General features: G+C 62.2%; 4 protein-coding genes. 1 reads left to right on the top strand and 3 read right to left on the bottom strand.

Going from position 1 to position 17359, the window contains the following annotated elements; genetic code table 11:
* Positions 1-158: 158 nt before the first annotated feature.
* Genes OH720_RS23365 through OH720_RS23355 form a run of 3 tightly spaced genes read right to left on the bottom strand, consistent with a single transcriptional unit; the run spans position 159 to position 4572 of the window.
* Positions 159-1487 (bottom strand): TolC family outer membrane protein, encoded by a 1329-nt coding sequence (locus tag OH720_RS23365; protein ID WP_272603082.1) that lies wholly within the window; start codon positions 1485-1487, stop codon positions 159-161.
* A 1-nt stretch (position 1488) separates the two neighbouring features.
* A complete protein-coding gene (locus OH720_RS23360) occupies positions 1489-2829 on the bottom strand; it encodes an HlyD family type I secretion periplasmic adaptor subunit (RefSeq protein ID WP_272603081.1) in 1341 nt (446 codons plus the stop codon).
* A gap of 6 nt (positions 2830-2835) precedes the next feature.
* Complete coding sequence (locus tag OH720_RS23355) at positions 2836-4572, bottom strand: type I secretion system permease/ATPase (protein ID WP_272603080.1); 1737 nt, start codon at positions 4570-4572, stop codon at positions 2836-2838.
* Between the two features lie 696 nt (positions 4573-5268).
* Between OH720_RS23355 and OH720_RS23350 the strand changes: the two genes are divergently transcribed.
* Positions 5269-17160, top strand: coding sequence for a peroxidase family protein (locus tag OH720_RS23350; protein WP_272603079.1), 11892 nt, complete (start codon positions 5269-5271; stop codon positions 17158-17160).
* The last annotated feature ends 199 nt before the right edge of the window (positions 17161-17359 follow it).

The raw sequence follows: 17359 nt of genomic DNA, 5'->3' as shown, positions 1-17359 counted from the left end.
GGGGTAATCTTTGCGTTATTGAATTGGTGACTGAAAAAAATGGAATCGCGCATCCGCCATTGCCTGGCTGCGAGCCGTATTTTGGTAAATATGAATGGAATTCGCCACGAGGTGGGGCGCCGGCCAGCCATTTGGCTCGACCGGCGGGCGGGAAAAAGTCAGTTGCTGACCAGCAGTTCCGGGCCGAGGTAGTCGTTGATCTGGTCGATATCGTCGTCGCCCAGACTGCCCACCGAGGAGGCCAGGCGCAGGCGCGACATCAAATAGCGCAACTTCGCCTCGAACAGATCGTGGCGCGCGACGAAGAGCAGCTCTTCAGCATTGAGGACGTCCGAGTTAGTGCTGGTGCCCCCTTCCTTGAAGCCCTTGCGTGTCGAACTCAGTGAGCGTTCGTTGGACGCCACTGCTTTTTCCAGCGCGCGAACACGCTTGGCGCCGCTCTGGACACCTTGATACTCACGGGTGGTTCCGGAGATGACCTCCTGCCGTGTGGCGTCGAGTTCATCCTGCGCCTTGTAGCTATTGGCACTGGCCTGGCGTGTCAACGCGCTGACGCCCCCACCGCTGAACAGCGGGAGATTGACTTCCAGGCCGATCGAGCCGTAGCGGTTGCGTTGATTGAGCTCGGAAATCGATTGGCTATCGCCCGCGGTGTAGCCGGCAACGAAATCCAGTGTTGGCCAGTGGCCGGCCTTGGCGCGCTTCACTTCTTCTGCGGCGAGGTCGCTGCTGTAACGGCGCGCAATGATCAGCGGGCTATCGGCCTGGGCCTTGACCAGCCAGTCCTGCAGGTTGCTCGGCAGCAGCGGCGGTGTATCGAAGTTCGGCTGCAAGGTGGTCAGTGATTCGGGGGTTTCACCGATGTATTCCTCCAGCTGGCGGCGCGCGTTGACCAGGTTGTCCTGCGCTTCGATCAGTTCGGCCTCGGCGAGGTCGCGGCGAGCGACCGACTCGTCGATGTCGGTGACGGTGCCGGCCCCCAGCTCCATCCGCCGTTTCGCCGAGGCGAGTTGCTCATCGAAGGCGCTCAGCTTGGCCTTGGCCAGGACGATGGTTTCGCTTGCCAGGAGCACGTCGAAATAGCTTTCGGCCAGGCGCACCGCGGCGTCCTGGGTCTTGGCATCGAACACCGCGACGCTGTAGTCGGCGCGCTGCTGACCCTGGCGGTACTCGGCCATCTTCTGTTTGTTGAACAGTGGCTGGCGCAGGCGCACGTTGGCGCCCTTGGAGTCGTAGTCCAGATCCCTTTCGACACCGCTTTGGCGCTGGGTGCCATTGACCTTGTTGTCGTAGGCCGAGGCATTGATCTGCGGCAGCAGGCCGGCCTTGCCGATGGCGCGGTTTTCCTCGCCGGCCGCTTTTTCATGCACTGCGGCGCGGTAAACGGGACCTTGGTACTGCAACAGATCCCAGGCTTGTTTGAGGTCCATGGCGCAGGTCGGCAGGGACAGCCCCAGCAGGCAGAAGAATATGCAATGACGGTCCATTTCATTGTTCCTTGAAGGAGCTGTCCACACGCTCGAGCATCGGTTTGAGCAGATAGCTCATCAAATTGCGCTCGCCGGTCTTGATGGTGACGCTGGCGGGCATGCCGGGGCGAATATGATTGCTGCCAAGCAGGCTCATGCCGTCGGGTGTGACTTCCACCTGGGCCAGGTAGAACGGTTGCTTGCTTTCCTCGTCGAGCAGGCGGTCGGCGGAGATGGTTTTCACGCGGCCTGGAATGTTCGGCGTCTGGGCGTGGTTGAAGGCGGGGAAGGCAATGTCCACGGGCAGGCCGGGGACCATCTTGTCGATGGCCTGCACGGGAATCATCGCGTCGACCTGCAGCGGTTCGTTGACCGGAACGATCTCCATGATCTTGAAGCCGGGCTGAATGATTCCCCCGACCGTGGCAATGCTCAGGGACTGGACCATGCCATCGATGGGCGAGCGAATCACCGTGTGGGTCACTTCATAATCCAGCGCGCGCAAGCGGTCAGCCAGGGTGGTGTTTTCCTTGGCGGTGTCAGTCAGCTGCGATTCGACTTCCTTCAGGTAATCGTGTTGGCGCTGCAGGATGCGCAACTTGATTTCGGTGGTCTGGCTACGCACGCGCGCGATGTTGTTGAGGTTCTCGGCCTGGCCGGCAGACAGGTCGGCATTGCTGCGTTCCAGCTCAAGCAGGCGGTTGCGCGGCACATAGCCTTCGGCCGCCAGCACGCGTGTGCCTTGCAGTTCCTGGTTGAGGAAGTTGATTTGCGAGGCGCGGGCGCCATAGACCTGCTGCAGGCCCTTGAGCTGCACCTGCGACGCCGCCAGGTTTTCCTCGAGGATGCTGATTTCACCCGCAAGACCGGCGCGTCGGGTGTCCAGCAGGCGCTGTTGCAGGTTCATGGCGGCCACCAGGCGGTGGTCATCCCTGAAGCGCTTGAGCAACTCAGGGTCGAAGTCCACCACATCGCGGCCGTCACGTTCCGCTTCCAGGCGGTTTTCCACGGTCTTGCTGACGATGTACTGGGCGCCAACCGCCCCCTGTTCGGCAGCGGCACGCAACGAGTCGAGGCGAACCACCTCCTGGCCTTTTTTCACCACATCGCCTTCGCGAACGAGGATGGCCTCCACGGTGCCGCCGCTGAGGTGCTGCACGGCCTTGCGATTGCTGGTGACTTTGACCGTGCCTGTCGCTACCACGCCGGCATCCAGCGGTGCCAGCCAGGACCACAGGAGGAAGCCGCCGAAGCCGGCGAGCACCAGCCACACGCCCCAGCGCGCGGGTTTACCGACGTCCAGGTCTACCACGCTCCTGGGATCGGCTTGAATCATCTCGGTGTGTTGGCTCAATTGCATGATCGGTCACTCCCGTGCTTTGACGGAGGCCAGCGGGGTCGCCGCGCCAGCAGGCATCACACTGGCCTTGCGCAGCGCTGCGAATACTTCGTCGCGCGTGCCGAGCATCTGCACGCCGCCGTCACGCAGCATCAGCACCTTGTCGACGGCGCAAAGTACGTTGGGACGGTGGGAAATCAGAATGACGGTGGCACCGCGGGCCTTGAGTTCAGCCAGCGCATCGACCAGGGCCTTTTCGCCGACGTCGTCGAGGTTGGCGTTCGGCTCATCCAGCACGATCAGGTTGGGCTCGCCATACAACGCGCGGGCCAGGGCAATGCGTTGCTTCTGACCACCGGACAGCGGGCTGCCATCGGTGCCCAGGCGGGTGTCATACCCCTGCGGGAAACGCAGGATCATGTCGTGCACGCCAGTGATCTTGGCGGCGCGGATGACCGCGTCGCTGTCCACTTCGCCAAAGCGTGCAATGTTATCGGCGATGCTGCCCTCGAACAGCTCCACGTCCTGTGGCAGGTAGCCGAGCCAGGGGCCCAGTTCGCCCTTGTTCCAGGTGAATATGTCCGCGCCGTCCAGGCGTACCTTGCCGGCCTGCGCCGGCCAGACGCCAACCAGCAGGCGGGCGAGGGTGGATTTGCCCGACGCGGATGGGCCGATAACGCCAAGGCTTTCACCGGGGACAAGGCTGAAACTCACCCCGCGCAGAATCGTGTTGTTGGTAGCGGGGGCACCGGCATACACATTCTCCACCGCCAACATGCCCAACGGACGCTGCAGTGGCATGCTCGCTGGCCGGCGCGGATAGTCGTGCAGCATCTCGTTGAGTCGGCCCCAGGCCGAGCGGCAGCCGAGCAGTTGTTTCCATGACGCGATGACCTGTTCTACCGGGCCCAGGGCGCGGCCGGTGAGGATCGAGCAGGCAATCATCATCCCCGGGGTGATCTTGCCTTCGATCGCCAGCAGCGCGCCGGCGCCGAGGATCAGCGACTGCAGCGTGATACGCACGAAGCGCCCGGTGCTGCTGATGAGGGCGGCGCGGTCGGAGGCCAGGGTCTGCATTTCCAGGATGCGCAAATGGCTTTGGTACCAGCGCTTGCTGATCGACGGCAGCATGCCCATGGCCTCGATGACCTCGGCGTTGCGCAGGTTGTTATTGGCGTAAGTGGCGGAGGAGAGGGAGGCCTGGTTGGCTTCGGCCAGCGGTTTCTGCGTGGCCTTTTCGGTGAGGTAGGCCAGGCCCACCAGGATCAACGAGCCGATCAGCGTGAGCAGTCCCAGCAGCGGGTGGATCAGGTAGGCGACCAGCAGGTAGATCGGCGTCCAGGGTGCATCGAAAAAAGCGAACAGGGCGTTGCCGGTGAGAAATTGACGGACCTGCGCGAGATCTTGCAGGGCCTGGGCTGGATTGCCTCCGGCGCGGTTCAGGTTGCGCTCGAAGGCGGCGGTGAAGATGCGCCGGTTGAGGTCCATGTCGAGGCAGTTGCCGAGCCGGATCACTACGCGGGTGCGGACCATTTCCAGCGTGGACATCAGCAGGAACAACCCGATCACCAGCAGGGTCAGCATCGTCAATGTTGTGACGTTGCGACTGACCAGGGCCCGGTCATAGACCTGCAACATGTACACCGCTGGCGTCAACATCATGACGTTGATAACGCCACTGAACGCTCCCAGCGAGTAAAAACTGCGACGCAGGCGAAAAATCGCGTCCGCCAGTTCTGAGCGGGTGCTCGACTGCTTTTGCATTTGACCCTCCCTCACCGAAAAGCCGGTTGCCCTTGCGGCGCACCAGCTGCCAGTAAATGAAATTGACTATCAATACATCTAGTTCCCCGAGTAACTCGTCGGCACAAGCTGTAGTTCTCTGGACAAGTTCTCAGGGTTATTCACATGCAGGAGCGTAGGTGGCGTTTGTTTCCCTAGCGATACACTTTGAAATAACATTTCGCGCTATAAGTGCTTCGTATTTCCTATATATCGTTTAAGAACAGCTAGTTGGCGGGTCTGATGCCGGTCGTCTGTTTTTGCGGCGTAATATTGACAGTTTTTTGCTATGGAACTTTAGTCATGTTGGGTGATCGCCCCCCTGAAGCCAGCCAACACTTTGGCAATGCAAGGCACGGTGATTTTCCTGAAGGAGCACACATGGCGATCATTTCGTTGTCTTGCGCGGTGACGGAGCTGTTCAGGAAGTTCGCTTCGACTTCCAGATTCCATGGCCCACCCTCGGCTCGGGATCGCTCAGCCTAACCGCTCAGCGAACCATTCATTTCGCGAATTCCAGGCGCGCATTCCCAGGCGCCGGGGGACGGCTTTGCCTATCCCACGCCTGCTCTCGCCATACAACTGAACCAATGAACTACGCAAGCCAGCACCTGACTGGGCGTGGGAGGATTCTTTCGTCCCGTGCCTTTCCCCCAGAGAGATCGAGGACAATAAAAAATGGCCAATTTCAACAAGTCGGACCTGGAATTCATACTCAAGCAAATCTTCATCGCGGAAGCGCACGCCAGTGGCGCCAGCCTAATCGATTTGCTGCCTAACACTCAGGTGCCATTCGGTCTGCGAACCGTCGATGGCAGCTACAACAACCTGGTCGCCGGGCAAACCGAGTTTGGCGCCGCGGACAATTCCTTCCTGCGCCTGCTCGATGCCCAGTATCGAGCGGCCTATGCCGCGTCAGGCAATGTGGTCGACCCGCAGCCACGCATCATCAGTAACCTGATTGTCGACCAGACCGGCAACAACCCGGCCGCGGTTGCGGCGAATGGCGGTGCCGACCCGGTGATCAGTCCCGGGCTGGATGGCGTGTTCGGCACGGAAGACGACAAGGAAGTGTTCTTTATCCCCAACGTGTCGCCGGACGTCGGCCTGACTGCCAGCTTCAACTCGTGGATGACCTTCTTCGGCCAGTTCTTCGACCATGGCCTGGACCTGGTCACCAAGAGCAGTAGCGAGATTGTGTACATTGCGCTACAACCGGACGATCCGTTGTACGTACCGGGCGGCCATACCAATTTCATGGTGCTGTCACGTGCCGTGCATTCCGTTGGTGCGGACGGAATTGCCGGCACTGCCGATGATGGCCAGACCAACACCACCTCGCCGTTCGTGGACCAAAGCCAGACCTACAGTTCGCACCCCTCGCATCAGGTGTTCCTGCGCGAGTACGCCCTCAACGCGGCAGGCAACCCTATTGCAACGGGTCGCTTGATTACCAACCGTGACCTCGGCGCCGATGGCAAGTTCGGCACCTCCGATGATGGCAATGGCGAAAATGGCGGCATGGCGACCTGGGCAGTGGTCAAGGCCCAGGCCCGTGACATCCTCGGCATCAACCTGACCGACGCCGATGTGCACAGCGTGCCGCTGCTGGCAACCGATGCCTATGGCAACTTCATCCGCGGGCCAAGCGGCATGCCGCAGGTGGTGATGCGCGTCAGCAACGGTGCTGACGGCACCGCCGGTACGGCGGATGACGTCACGCAACTGGTCGAAGGCAACCGGGATGCGCCGATCAGCCTGGCCAATGCCGTGAGCACCGGGCATGGCTTCCTCGACGACATCGCCCACAATGCCGCGCCGGTCGTGGTCAACGGGGTTCTGCAGGCGGATGGCGACACCGATGTTGGCAATGCGCAGGAGGTAGGCGCGGCCGGCAACAACCTGACCTATGACAACGAACTGCTCGATGCCCACTACATTGCCGGCGACGGCCGGGTGAACGAGAACATCGGCCTGACCGCCGTGCACCATGTGTTCCACGCCGAGCACAACCGCCTGGTCCAGCAATCCAAGGACACCATCCTTGCCGCCGGCGACCTGGCCTTCCTCAATGAATGGCTGGCGGACGACGTGGCTGCGATACCAACCACGGCCGCCGGGATCGCGGCGTTGGTGTGGGACGGCGAGCGCCTGTTCCAGGCCGCCAAGTTCGGTACCGAGATGCAGTACCAGCACCTGGTGTTCGAGGAGTTCGCGCGGACCATTCAGCCGCAGGTCGACGAATTCCTTGCCCCCAACGGTTATGACACCACGATCAACCCGGCCATCCTCGCCGAGTTCGCCCACGTGGTGTACCGCTTCGGCCACTCGATGCTGACCGAAACCGTCGATCGTTTCGACCCCGAGTTCAATCCGCTCCTCACTGACCCGAACAACCCGGATTCGCAAATGGGGCTGATCGCGGCCTTCCTCAACCCGCTGGCGTTCGCCGGTAGCGGAGCGACCTCGGACGAAGCGGCAGGGGCGATCATTCGCGGTGCGACCCGTCAGGTCGGCAACGAGATCGACGAGTTCGTCACCGAAGCGTTGCGCAACAACCTGCTCGGTCTGCCGCTGGATTTGCCGGCCCTGAACCTGGCGCGCGGTCGCGACACGGGCATCCCCACGTTGAATGAAGCGCGCCGTGAGATGTACGCAGCCACCGGCGACAGCCAACTCACGCCGTACATCAGTTGGACTGACTTTGCCGAGCACCTCAAGCACCCCGAATCCCTGGTCAACTTCATCGCCGCTTTCGGCACCCACAGCGCATTGATGGCGGCCGATGTGGATACGCTGGTCGAGATGCGTGCGATCGCTGCGGCCCTGGTGTTTGGTGGCAGCGCGGTGATCAACGTGGATACTCCCGACGAGCGCATCTTTACCGCCAATCTCGCCGATCGCCTGGCATTCCTTAACAGCTCAGGCGATTACGCCATGGTCAATGGCGTCACCACCACCGGCGTGGACGACATCGACTTCTGGGTCGGTGGCCTCGCCGAGCAGAAAATGCCGTTCGGCGGCATGCTCGGCTCGACGTTCAACTTCGTCTTTGAGACCCAGATGGAGGCGTTGCAGAACGGCGACCGCTTCTACTACCTGTCGCGCGTCGCAGGCCTGAACTTCGGCACCGAACTGGAGAACAACTCGTTCGCCAAGCTGATCATGCTCAACAGCGATGTTACCCACCTGTCGAATACCGTGTTCCTGACGCCGACGTTCACCCTCGAAGTGAATCAGGACAATCAGTTCACTGGCCTGGGTGCGGGCGGCAAAGCCGACCCGACGGGCGGCCTCATGATCGACGGCGTGGAAATCGTCAAGCTGGTGGTCCGCGACAACCCCGATACCCCCGGTACAGACAGCAATTACCTGCGCTACAACGGTGAAGACCATGTGGTCCTGGGCGGCACCGCCGGCAATGACATCATCATCTCCGGTGACGGCGATGACACCGTTTATGGCGACGGGGGCAACGATATCCTCGAAGGCGGTGCCGGCAACGATGCGGTGCTGGGTGGCGCAGGCGATGACATCATCACTGACTCGTTCGGCGACAACCGCCTGGAGGGTAACGCCGGTAACGACGTGATTATCGCCGGCAGCATGCTGGCCGCCGGCAACCTGATCCTGGGCGGCGATGGCCAGGACTTCATCGTCACCACCGAAGACATCACCACCACCTTCGGCGGCCAGGGCGACGACTTCATTCTCGGTGCCAAGACCAACCTGCCACCGACCGGTAACGAAGGTGACGACTGGATCGAGAAGGGCACCCAGGACGGTGCCCCTGGTGATAACGCCGCGCCGTTGCTCACTGACGATACGATCGGCAACGACATCTTTGTCGGCGGCGGTGGCTTCGATGAAATGATCGGCGAGGGGGGCGATGACATCTTTGTCGGCAGCGATGCCCAGGACAAGATGGAAGGCATGTCCGGCTTCGACTGGGTCACCTACAAGGATGACAAGTTCGGCGTCACCGCCGACCTGACCATGGCCGCGCTGGCACAGCCACACGGCAACGCGCCAAACCAGAACACCGGCGTGTTCAATCCGGTCGGCGCCTCGCCCGCCTCGATCCTTGACCGCTTCGCCGAAGTGGAAGGCTTGTCCGGTTCGAAGTACGGCGACGTACTCAGGGGCGATGATGTCGATGCCGACACCATCCTCAACCACGGGGGGGCCACGGGCAGTGCGCTGACCAATGTGGCGTTGATCCGCGGACTGGCGCAGTTCCTGGCCGATGCCGGCCTGCCGACCACCGGCTTTGCCACGGGCAACATCATCCTCGGTGGCAATGGCAGTGACCTGATCGAGGGCCGCGGTGGCGATGACCTGATCGACGGCGACAAATGGATCAACGTCAGGATTGCCGTTTATGCCCCGGGTGATGTCAACCATACCGGTCCCGAGGTCGCCAGCTTCGACAGCATGGTCGACATGATTCCCTTCATGCTCGATGGCTCCATTAATCCCGGTCAGCTCAAGGCCGTGCGGGAAATCCTGCCCGGTACTTCCACCGGCGGTGCGGCCTTCGATACCGCGATTTTCTCCGGAAATCAGATCGATTATCTGGTGACGCGCGACACCCGTGGCACGCTCGACACGGCGGACGATGTGTGGACGGTGGCGGATAGCGTAGCGGGCCGCGACGGCACCGATACCCTGCTGCATATCGAACGCCTGCAGTTCGCCGATGGACAGCTGGCGCTGGCGCCAGGCAATGCCCAACCGATTGGCAGACCGACCATCGCCGATAACAACGGCGGCGCGATTACGGTGGGCGACATGCTGACCGTCAGCGTGGCCGGGGTGAGCGATACCGACAACGTTGGGGGCAGTCTCAACAGCTCCTCGGTGTCCTACTACTGGCAATTCGAGTCGGACCCAGGCAGCGGCGTTTTCGAGGACATCATCCTCTTGCCGGCCGGCGACCTGGCGTTCCAGAGTGCCGACGGCACCTCGTTCAAGGTCTCTCCTGACCTCGCCGGGCTGTCGTTGCGGGTCAAGGCGATCTACCAGGATGGGCATGGCACGACGGAAGTGGTGTTCTCGCAGCCGACGGCGGTAGTGGCTGCCGGCGCGCCGGTCGTACCGACGGCGCCGACCCCCGTGGCCGATGCCACGGCGGGTGGCGAGGGCCTTCACATGGTCCGCTCCGACCTCAACTTCATCCTTGACCAGATCAAGATTGCCGAGGCTGACGCGGCCGGCCAGGACATCCTCTCGCTGATCCCGAATATCCGCGCGCCGTTGGGCCTGCGTGCGGTCGACGGGTCGAACAACAACCTGCTGAACCTCAACGGCAACAACAACACCGGGTTTGGTGCCGCCGATAACACCTTCCCGCGCTTGACCGATCCGGTGTTCAACCCGGCGCAAGGTGTGCCTGCCGGTTTCTTCGGCACCGGTTCGCCGGCCATCCCGGGATCATCGTATGCGCAGAACAGCGGCGCTGTGTTTGACTCGCAGCCGCGCACCATCAGTAACCTGATCGTCGACCAGACGTCGAACAACCCGGCGGCCTATGCCACGGCGTACGACCCGGGTGCGAACGGTCATCTCGACTACGGCTTAGAGGGTAGCGGTAACGACGACGTGCTCAAGGATGGCGTACGCATAGTCGCCAGCCCCGGCATGGATGGCAAGTTCGGTACGGAAGACGATCACGATGTGTACCTGTTCGAGAACACCGCGACGGATGCGGGATTGTCTGCGCCGTTCAACGCCTGGATGACCTTCTTCGGGCAGTTCTTCGACCATGGCCTGGACCTGGTGACCAAGGGCGGTTCAGGCACCATCTACATCCCGCTGCAAACTGACGATCCGCTGTATGTGCCCGGCGGCAACACCAACTTCATGGTGCTGACCCGCGCGACCAACCAGCCAGGGGCGGATGGCATTCTCGGCACGGCCGACGACATCCATGAGCACACCAACACCACCACGCCGTTCGTGGACCAGAACCAGACCTATAGCTCGCATCCGTCGCACCAGGTGTTCCTGCGCGGGTACGTGATGACGGATGACGGCCCTAAAGCCACCGGCAACCTGATCACTAACCGTGACCTGGGGCTGGACGGCAAGTTCGGTACCAGCGATGACACCGAAATCGGTGGCATGGCGACCTGGAAGGTGGTCAAGGCGCAGGCACGTGACGTGCTGGGCATCAACCTCACCGACGCCGATATCGACAGCGGTCCGCTGCTGGCGACGGATGCCTATGGCAACTTCATCAAAGGGCCGAACGGCTTCCCGCAGGTTGTCATTCGCCTCAACAACGGGCTGGACGGCCTTGCCGGTACCGCCGACGACGTCACTACCCTGATGGAAGGCAATCCGGCCAACCCGATCAGCCTCGTGAACGCGGTACGCACCGGCCATGCCTTCCTCAACGACATCGCCCACAACGCTGTGCCGGTGGTCGCTGGCGGGATTCTGCAGGCGGACGGTGACGACGAAGTCGGCAATGCGCAGGAAGTTGGCGATCGCGGCAACAACCTGACCTACGACAACGAACTGCTTGACGCTCACTACATCGCCGGCGACGGCCGGGTCAACGAGAACATCGGCCTGACCGCGGTGCATGCGATCTTCCACGCCGAGCACAACCGGCTGGTGGCGCAAACCAAGGATACCGTCCTCGATTCAGGGGACGTAGCGTTCCTCAACGAGTGGCTGCTCACGCCGGTGGCTGCCTTGCCCGCCAACCAGGCTGAGATCGATGCGCTGGTGTGGAATGGCGAGCGCCTGTTCCAGGCGGCCAAGTTCGGCACCGAGATGCAGTATCAGCACCTGGTGTTCGAGGAGTTTGCGCGAACCATCCAGCCTCGTGTTGACCTGTTCTTCGCACCGACCCAGGTCTATGACGTCGACCTCGATGCCTCGATCGTCGCCGAGTTCGCCCACACCGTGTACCGGTTTGGCCACTCGATGCTGACCGAGACCGTCGATCGCTACGACGTCAATTTTGACGTGATTGGCGATCCGAACAGCGCTAACCCCGATCAACAACTGGGCTTGATCGCGGCGTTCCTCAACCCGTTGGCCTATGCCGCCAGTGGCGTGACGCCAGAGGATGCGACCAGTGCGATCGTGCGTGGGGTGACTCGGCAAGCCGGTAACGAAATCGACGAGTTCGTCACCGAGGCGCTGCGCAACAACCTGCTGGGCCTGCCGCTCGACCTGCCGGCGATCAACATCGCCCGTGGCCGCGACGTGGGGATTCCCTCGCTCAACGCGATTCGCCGCGACATCTACAGCCAGACCGGCGATACCCAGCTCAAGCCTTACAGCAGCTGGGTCGACCTGGTGCAGCACCTCAAGCATCCGGAGTCGTTGATCAACTTCATCGCGGCCTACGGCACCCATGGCACGATTACCTCGGCAACCACTTTAGAAGGCAAGCGCGCCGCGGCGATGTTGCTGGTCTTTGGCGACGGGGGTATTGACGAGCCATCCGATCGCCTGGACTTCCTCAACGGCACCGGTGACTGGGCCAACGTGACGCGGGCGGGCAAGGATGGGGCCCTGGGGACTGCAGACGATCTGAAGGGTGTGACGATCACGGGGGTCGACGCCATCGATCTATGGATCGGCGGCCTGGCCGAACAGATCACGCCGTTTGGCGGCATGCTCGGCTCGACCTTCAACTTCGTGTTCGAGAATCAAATGGAGAAACTGCAGGACGGCGATCGCTTCTACTACCTGGAGCGTACCTCTGGCCTGTCGATGAACGCCGAGCTGGAAAGCAACTCGTTCGCCAAGCTGATCATGGCCAACACCTCGGCCACGCACCTGCCGGGCCTGGTGTTCTCGGACCCGGGTTTCTATCTGGAGAGGGATCAGTCCAAGCAGTACAACGATGGCCTGGGCAGTGCCGATCCGCTCGAGAACGGCCATAAGGTGGTGTTCCGCGACAACCCGCTGACCGACGGACCGGACGCCAACTACATCAAGTACACCGGTGAAGAGCACATCGTGCTGGGCGGTACCCACAGTGCAGACATCCTCATCGCGAGTGAAGGCGATGACACCGTCTGGGGTGACGGCGGCAACGACCGCATCGAAGGCGGTGACGGCAACGACCAACTGCGCGGTGGCGCCGGCGACGACATCATCACTGATGCCGGCGGCGACGATAACATCCAGGGGGGCGACGGCAACGACGTGCTGCACGGAGGCAACGGCGTCAACCTGATCATTGGCGGGTTCGGCAATGACTTCATCGTGACCGGTGAGGACGCCTCCGAAGCCATTGGTGGCCAGGGCAACGACTTTATCCTGGGCAGCAAAGCCAACGAACAGGACATGGGTAACGAAGGCGACGACTGGATCGAGAAGGGCACCTCCGACGGTGCACCTGGCGACAACTTCGACCCGCTGGGCAACGACCCGATCATCGGCAACGATGTGTTCGTCGGTGGTGGCGAGAACGACAAGTTCAACGGTGAAGGCGGTGACGACATCATGGTCGGCAGTCTCGGCCTAGGTGATCGCTATATCGGCGGCTCCGGCTATGACTGGGCGACGTTCAAGGATCTCGCCCAGGGCGTGAGCATCGACATGAGCGACCGCTTTTTCGATGTGCCGCTGGTACCGGGTTCGGGGGCCTCGGCGCTGGTGCGTTTCGACATCATGGAAGGTCTGTCGGGTTCGGCGCACGGTGACTTCCTGCGCGGTGACAACGAAGATGCCGCATCGCTACCTGGCGCGGGTGCAACCGGCAGTGTGCTGACCAACATCAACCTGATCGATGGCCTGGCGGATGTGCTGCCGGAGGGAGCGACGTTCTTCGACGGCGGCAACATCATCCTCGGTGGCAGCGGCAGCGACCTGATCGAAGGTCGCGGTGGCGACGACATCATCGACGGTGACAAGTGGCTGAACGTACGCATCAGCGTACGGGCAAACCTTGATGGCAGTGGCCCGGAAATCGCCACGTTCGACAGCATGGAACCGCTGGTGCCGTTCATGCTCAACGGCACTTACAACCCGGGTCAATTGATCATCAAGCGGGAGATCCTGACCGGTAATGACCGCTTCGACACCGCGGTGTTCTCCGGTAATTCGACGGAATACACCGTCGAAGTGGTGGGCAATACGGTCATCGTCACCGACCTGGTGGCGGGGCGTGATGGTGTCGATCGCCTGACCGGCATCGAGCGTCTGCAGTTCTCTGACCTGGCGCAGTCGACCGGCGTTGGCACCGCCTTGAACGAGGGCCCGTCGGGTCATCTGGCGATCCTCGATGATGTTACCGGTCTGCGTGACGACACGCCTGTGACCGGCCAGTTGCTGCGCGTCAGCAATCGGGCGGTACACGATGCCGACAACGTCAGCGGGGCCAATCCGACCGGCGCGGTGAGCGGTGCGGTGGCTTACTACTGGCAGGTGGAAAACATTCCTGGCACGGGCATCTATGAAGACATCACCGTTGTCGACGCCGGCGAAGCTTCGCGGGCGACGGGCACTACCTTCCGGGTGACAGACGATGTGGCGGGTTTGAACATCCGCGTCAGGGCGGTGTACCAGGATGGCAACGGCACGCTGGAGATCGTCGATTCGGCGGGGAACAGCGCACCGACCGTAGGGCCAACCGTTCTCGGGATTTTGGCGCAGAACCAGGTGCTGACCGCTGACCCGTCGAGCATCGTCGATGCCGATGGTCTAAGCAATCCGCAGTTCACCTACCAGTGGCAGGCGACCAACGGGGTCAGCTTCGTCAACATCGCCGGCGCTACAGGTAGCACGTTTACGCTGACTCAGGATCAGGTCGGCGATCAGGTGCGCGTGGTGGTCAGTTACGTGGATGGCTTCGGAGTGGCCGAAAGCGTGGCGTCCGACCCTTCGGACCCGGTGGAAAACGTCAACGATGCACCCACAGGTGCGCCGCTGATCAGCGATACGACACCGGAACAAGGGCAGGTGCTGACCGCGCTGACGGCCGGGATTGCCGATGTGGATGGGCTGGGCACCTTCAGCTACCAATGGCAGCAAGGTACCGGCACTACCTTTACCGACATCGACGGCGCGACCGCTGCGACGTTCACCCCGGGTGGGGCGCAGGGCAATCTGCAACTGCGGGTGATCGTGCGCTACACCGATGGCTTCGGCACGCTGGAGTCGGTGACCTCTGCGGCGACGGCGCTGGTACCGCCTGGCGTGGTGCTTATAGGTGACGCTGGGGCGAACATCCTCACGGGCGGCACGGGTGACGATGTGCTCAATGGCCTGGGCGGGAACGATACGCTCACTGGCCTGGCGGGTGCTGACCTGTTGTTGGGCGGCACTGGCAATGACATTCTCAACGGCGGAGACGGCAACGACGTTCTCAATGGCGAGGACGGCAACGACACCCTCAACGGTGGGCTCGGTGTCGATACCATGAATGGCGGTGCCGGCAACGACACCTTCGTGGTCGACAACGTCGGTGACGTCGTCACCGAGGCGGCCGGTGGCGGTACCGATCTGGTACAAACCACCTTGGCCAGCTACGTACTCGGTGCCAACGTCGAGAACCTGGCCTTTACCGGTGTCGGTAACTTCACCGGTACCGGTAATGCGCTGGACAACACCCTCACCAGCGGGGTCGGCAGCGACACCCTCAGTGGCGGTGCCGGCAACGACACCCTCAACGGTGGGCTCGGCGCGGATGCCATGAATGGCGGTGCCGGTAACGACACCTTCGTGGTCGACAACGTCGGTGACAGCGTCACCGAGGCGGTGGGTGGCGGTACCGATCTGGTGCAAACCACCCTGGCCAGCTACGTGCTCGGTGCCAACGTCGAGAACCTGGCCTATACCGGTGCCGGTAACTTCACCGGTACCGGTAATGCGCTGGACAACACCCTCACCGGCGGGGTCGGCAGCGACACGCTCAGTGGCGGGGACGGCAACGACACCCTCAATGGCGGGCTGGGCGCGGATGCCATGAACGGCGGTGCCGGCAACGACACCTTTGTGATCGACAACGTCGGTGACACCGTGACCGAGGCGGTGGGTGGCGGTACCGATCTGGTGCAAACCAGCCTGGCCAGTTACCTGCTCGCTGCCAACGTCGAGAACCTGACCTATACCGGCGCCGGTAACTTCACCGGTACCGGTAATGCCCTGGCCAACACCCTCACCGGCGGGGGTGGTAACGACGTCCTCGATGGCGGAGCGGGTGCTGACCAGTTGGTGGGGGGCGCCGGCAACGACACCTACGTCGTCGATGCAATCGCGGACGTGGTGGTCGAGGCGGCGGGTGGCGGTACGGATACCGTGCAGACGACGCTGGCCAGCTACACCCTGGGTGCCAACGTCGAGAACCTGACCTATACCGGCGCCGGTAACTTCACCGGTACCGGTAATACCCTGGCCAACACCCTCACTGGCGGGGTCGGCAGCGACGTGCTCAATGGCGGGGACGGCAACGACGTCCTCAACGGTGGGCTGGGTGCGGATGTCATGAATGGCGGTGCCGGCAACGACACCTTTGTGGTCGACAACGTTGGTGACACTGTCACCGAGGCGCTGGGTGGCGGTACCGATCTGGTGCAGACCACCCTGGCAAGCTACCTGCTCGCTGCCAACGTCGAGAACCTGACCTATACCGGCGCCGGTAACTTCACCGGTACCGGTAATGCGCTGGCCAACACCCTCACCGGCGGGGTCGGCAACGACGTCCTCAATGGCGGTGCGGGGGCTGACCGGTTGGTGGGGGGCGCCGGCAACGACACCTACGTCGTCGATGTCGCCGCAGACGTGGTGGTCGAGGTGACGGGTGGCGGTACGGATACCGTGCAGACCGCGCTGGCCAGCTACACGCTGGATGCCAACGTCGAGAACCTGACCTACACCGGCGTTGGCAACTTCGTGGGTGGCGGCAACCTGGTGAGCAACGTCATCACCGCCGGGGCAGGCAATGACACCCTCAATGGTGAAAACGGCGATGACATCCTCAGCGGCAACGGCGGTAATGACACGCTCAATGGTGACGCCGGTAACGACCAACTGCTGGGTGGTATTGGCATCGATACCCTGAACGGCGGCACTGGCGATGACAGCCTCGACGGCGGTGACGGCAATGATGCATTGAACGGTGGTGCAGGCGACGACACGCTGTTTGGCGGACTGGGAAGTGACAACCTGGATGGCGGTACCGGCAACGATCTGCTCCAGGGGGGCGATGGCAACGATACGCTGCTCGGTGGTGTCGGTAACGACACCTTGTTGGGTGGCATCGGCAATGACCTTCTCGATGGCGGTACTGGCAACGACACGGTCACTGGCGGTGCCGGCAACGACATCATGGATGCCGGCATCGGCAACGATATCTTCCTGTTCGCAGCGGGATTCGGTACCGATCAGATCATCAGCTTCGATGCGAACGCGGCGGGAGGCCAGGATCGGCTCGATGTCACCGCGTTCAACATCACGGCGGCGACCTTTGCCGGCAGCGTCACCATCACCGATGTCGGTGCGGATACCCTGGTCAGCATCGGAGGCGCTGACTCCATTCGCCTGGTAGGTGTGAACGACGCAACAACCGTCACTGCCACAGACTTCATCCTGGCCACTTGAGGTCCTGGTCAGTAGTGTCGCAGTAAGCGTAAACAGAGGAAGGGAGGGCAATGGATGCCCTCCCTTTTTTTATATTGCCAACCACTGTGGGAGCGAGCTTGCTCGCGATGAGCGATAACGCGGTCCCACCTGCCGGAACACAAGCGCCGTAAGGCACTTGCCATTGCCCTGACGTTAACGTCAAGATGGCTCCACAGCG

Source organism: Pseudomonas sp. WJP1 (assembly GCF_028471945.1).
Lineage (GTDB): Bacteria > Pseudomonadota > Gammaproteobacteria > Pseudomonadales > Pseudomonadaceae > Aquipseudomonas.
This window is presented reverse-complemented; position numbering and strand designations above follow the sequence as displayed.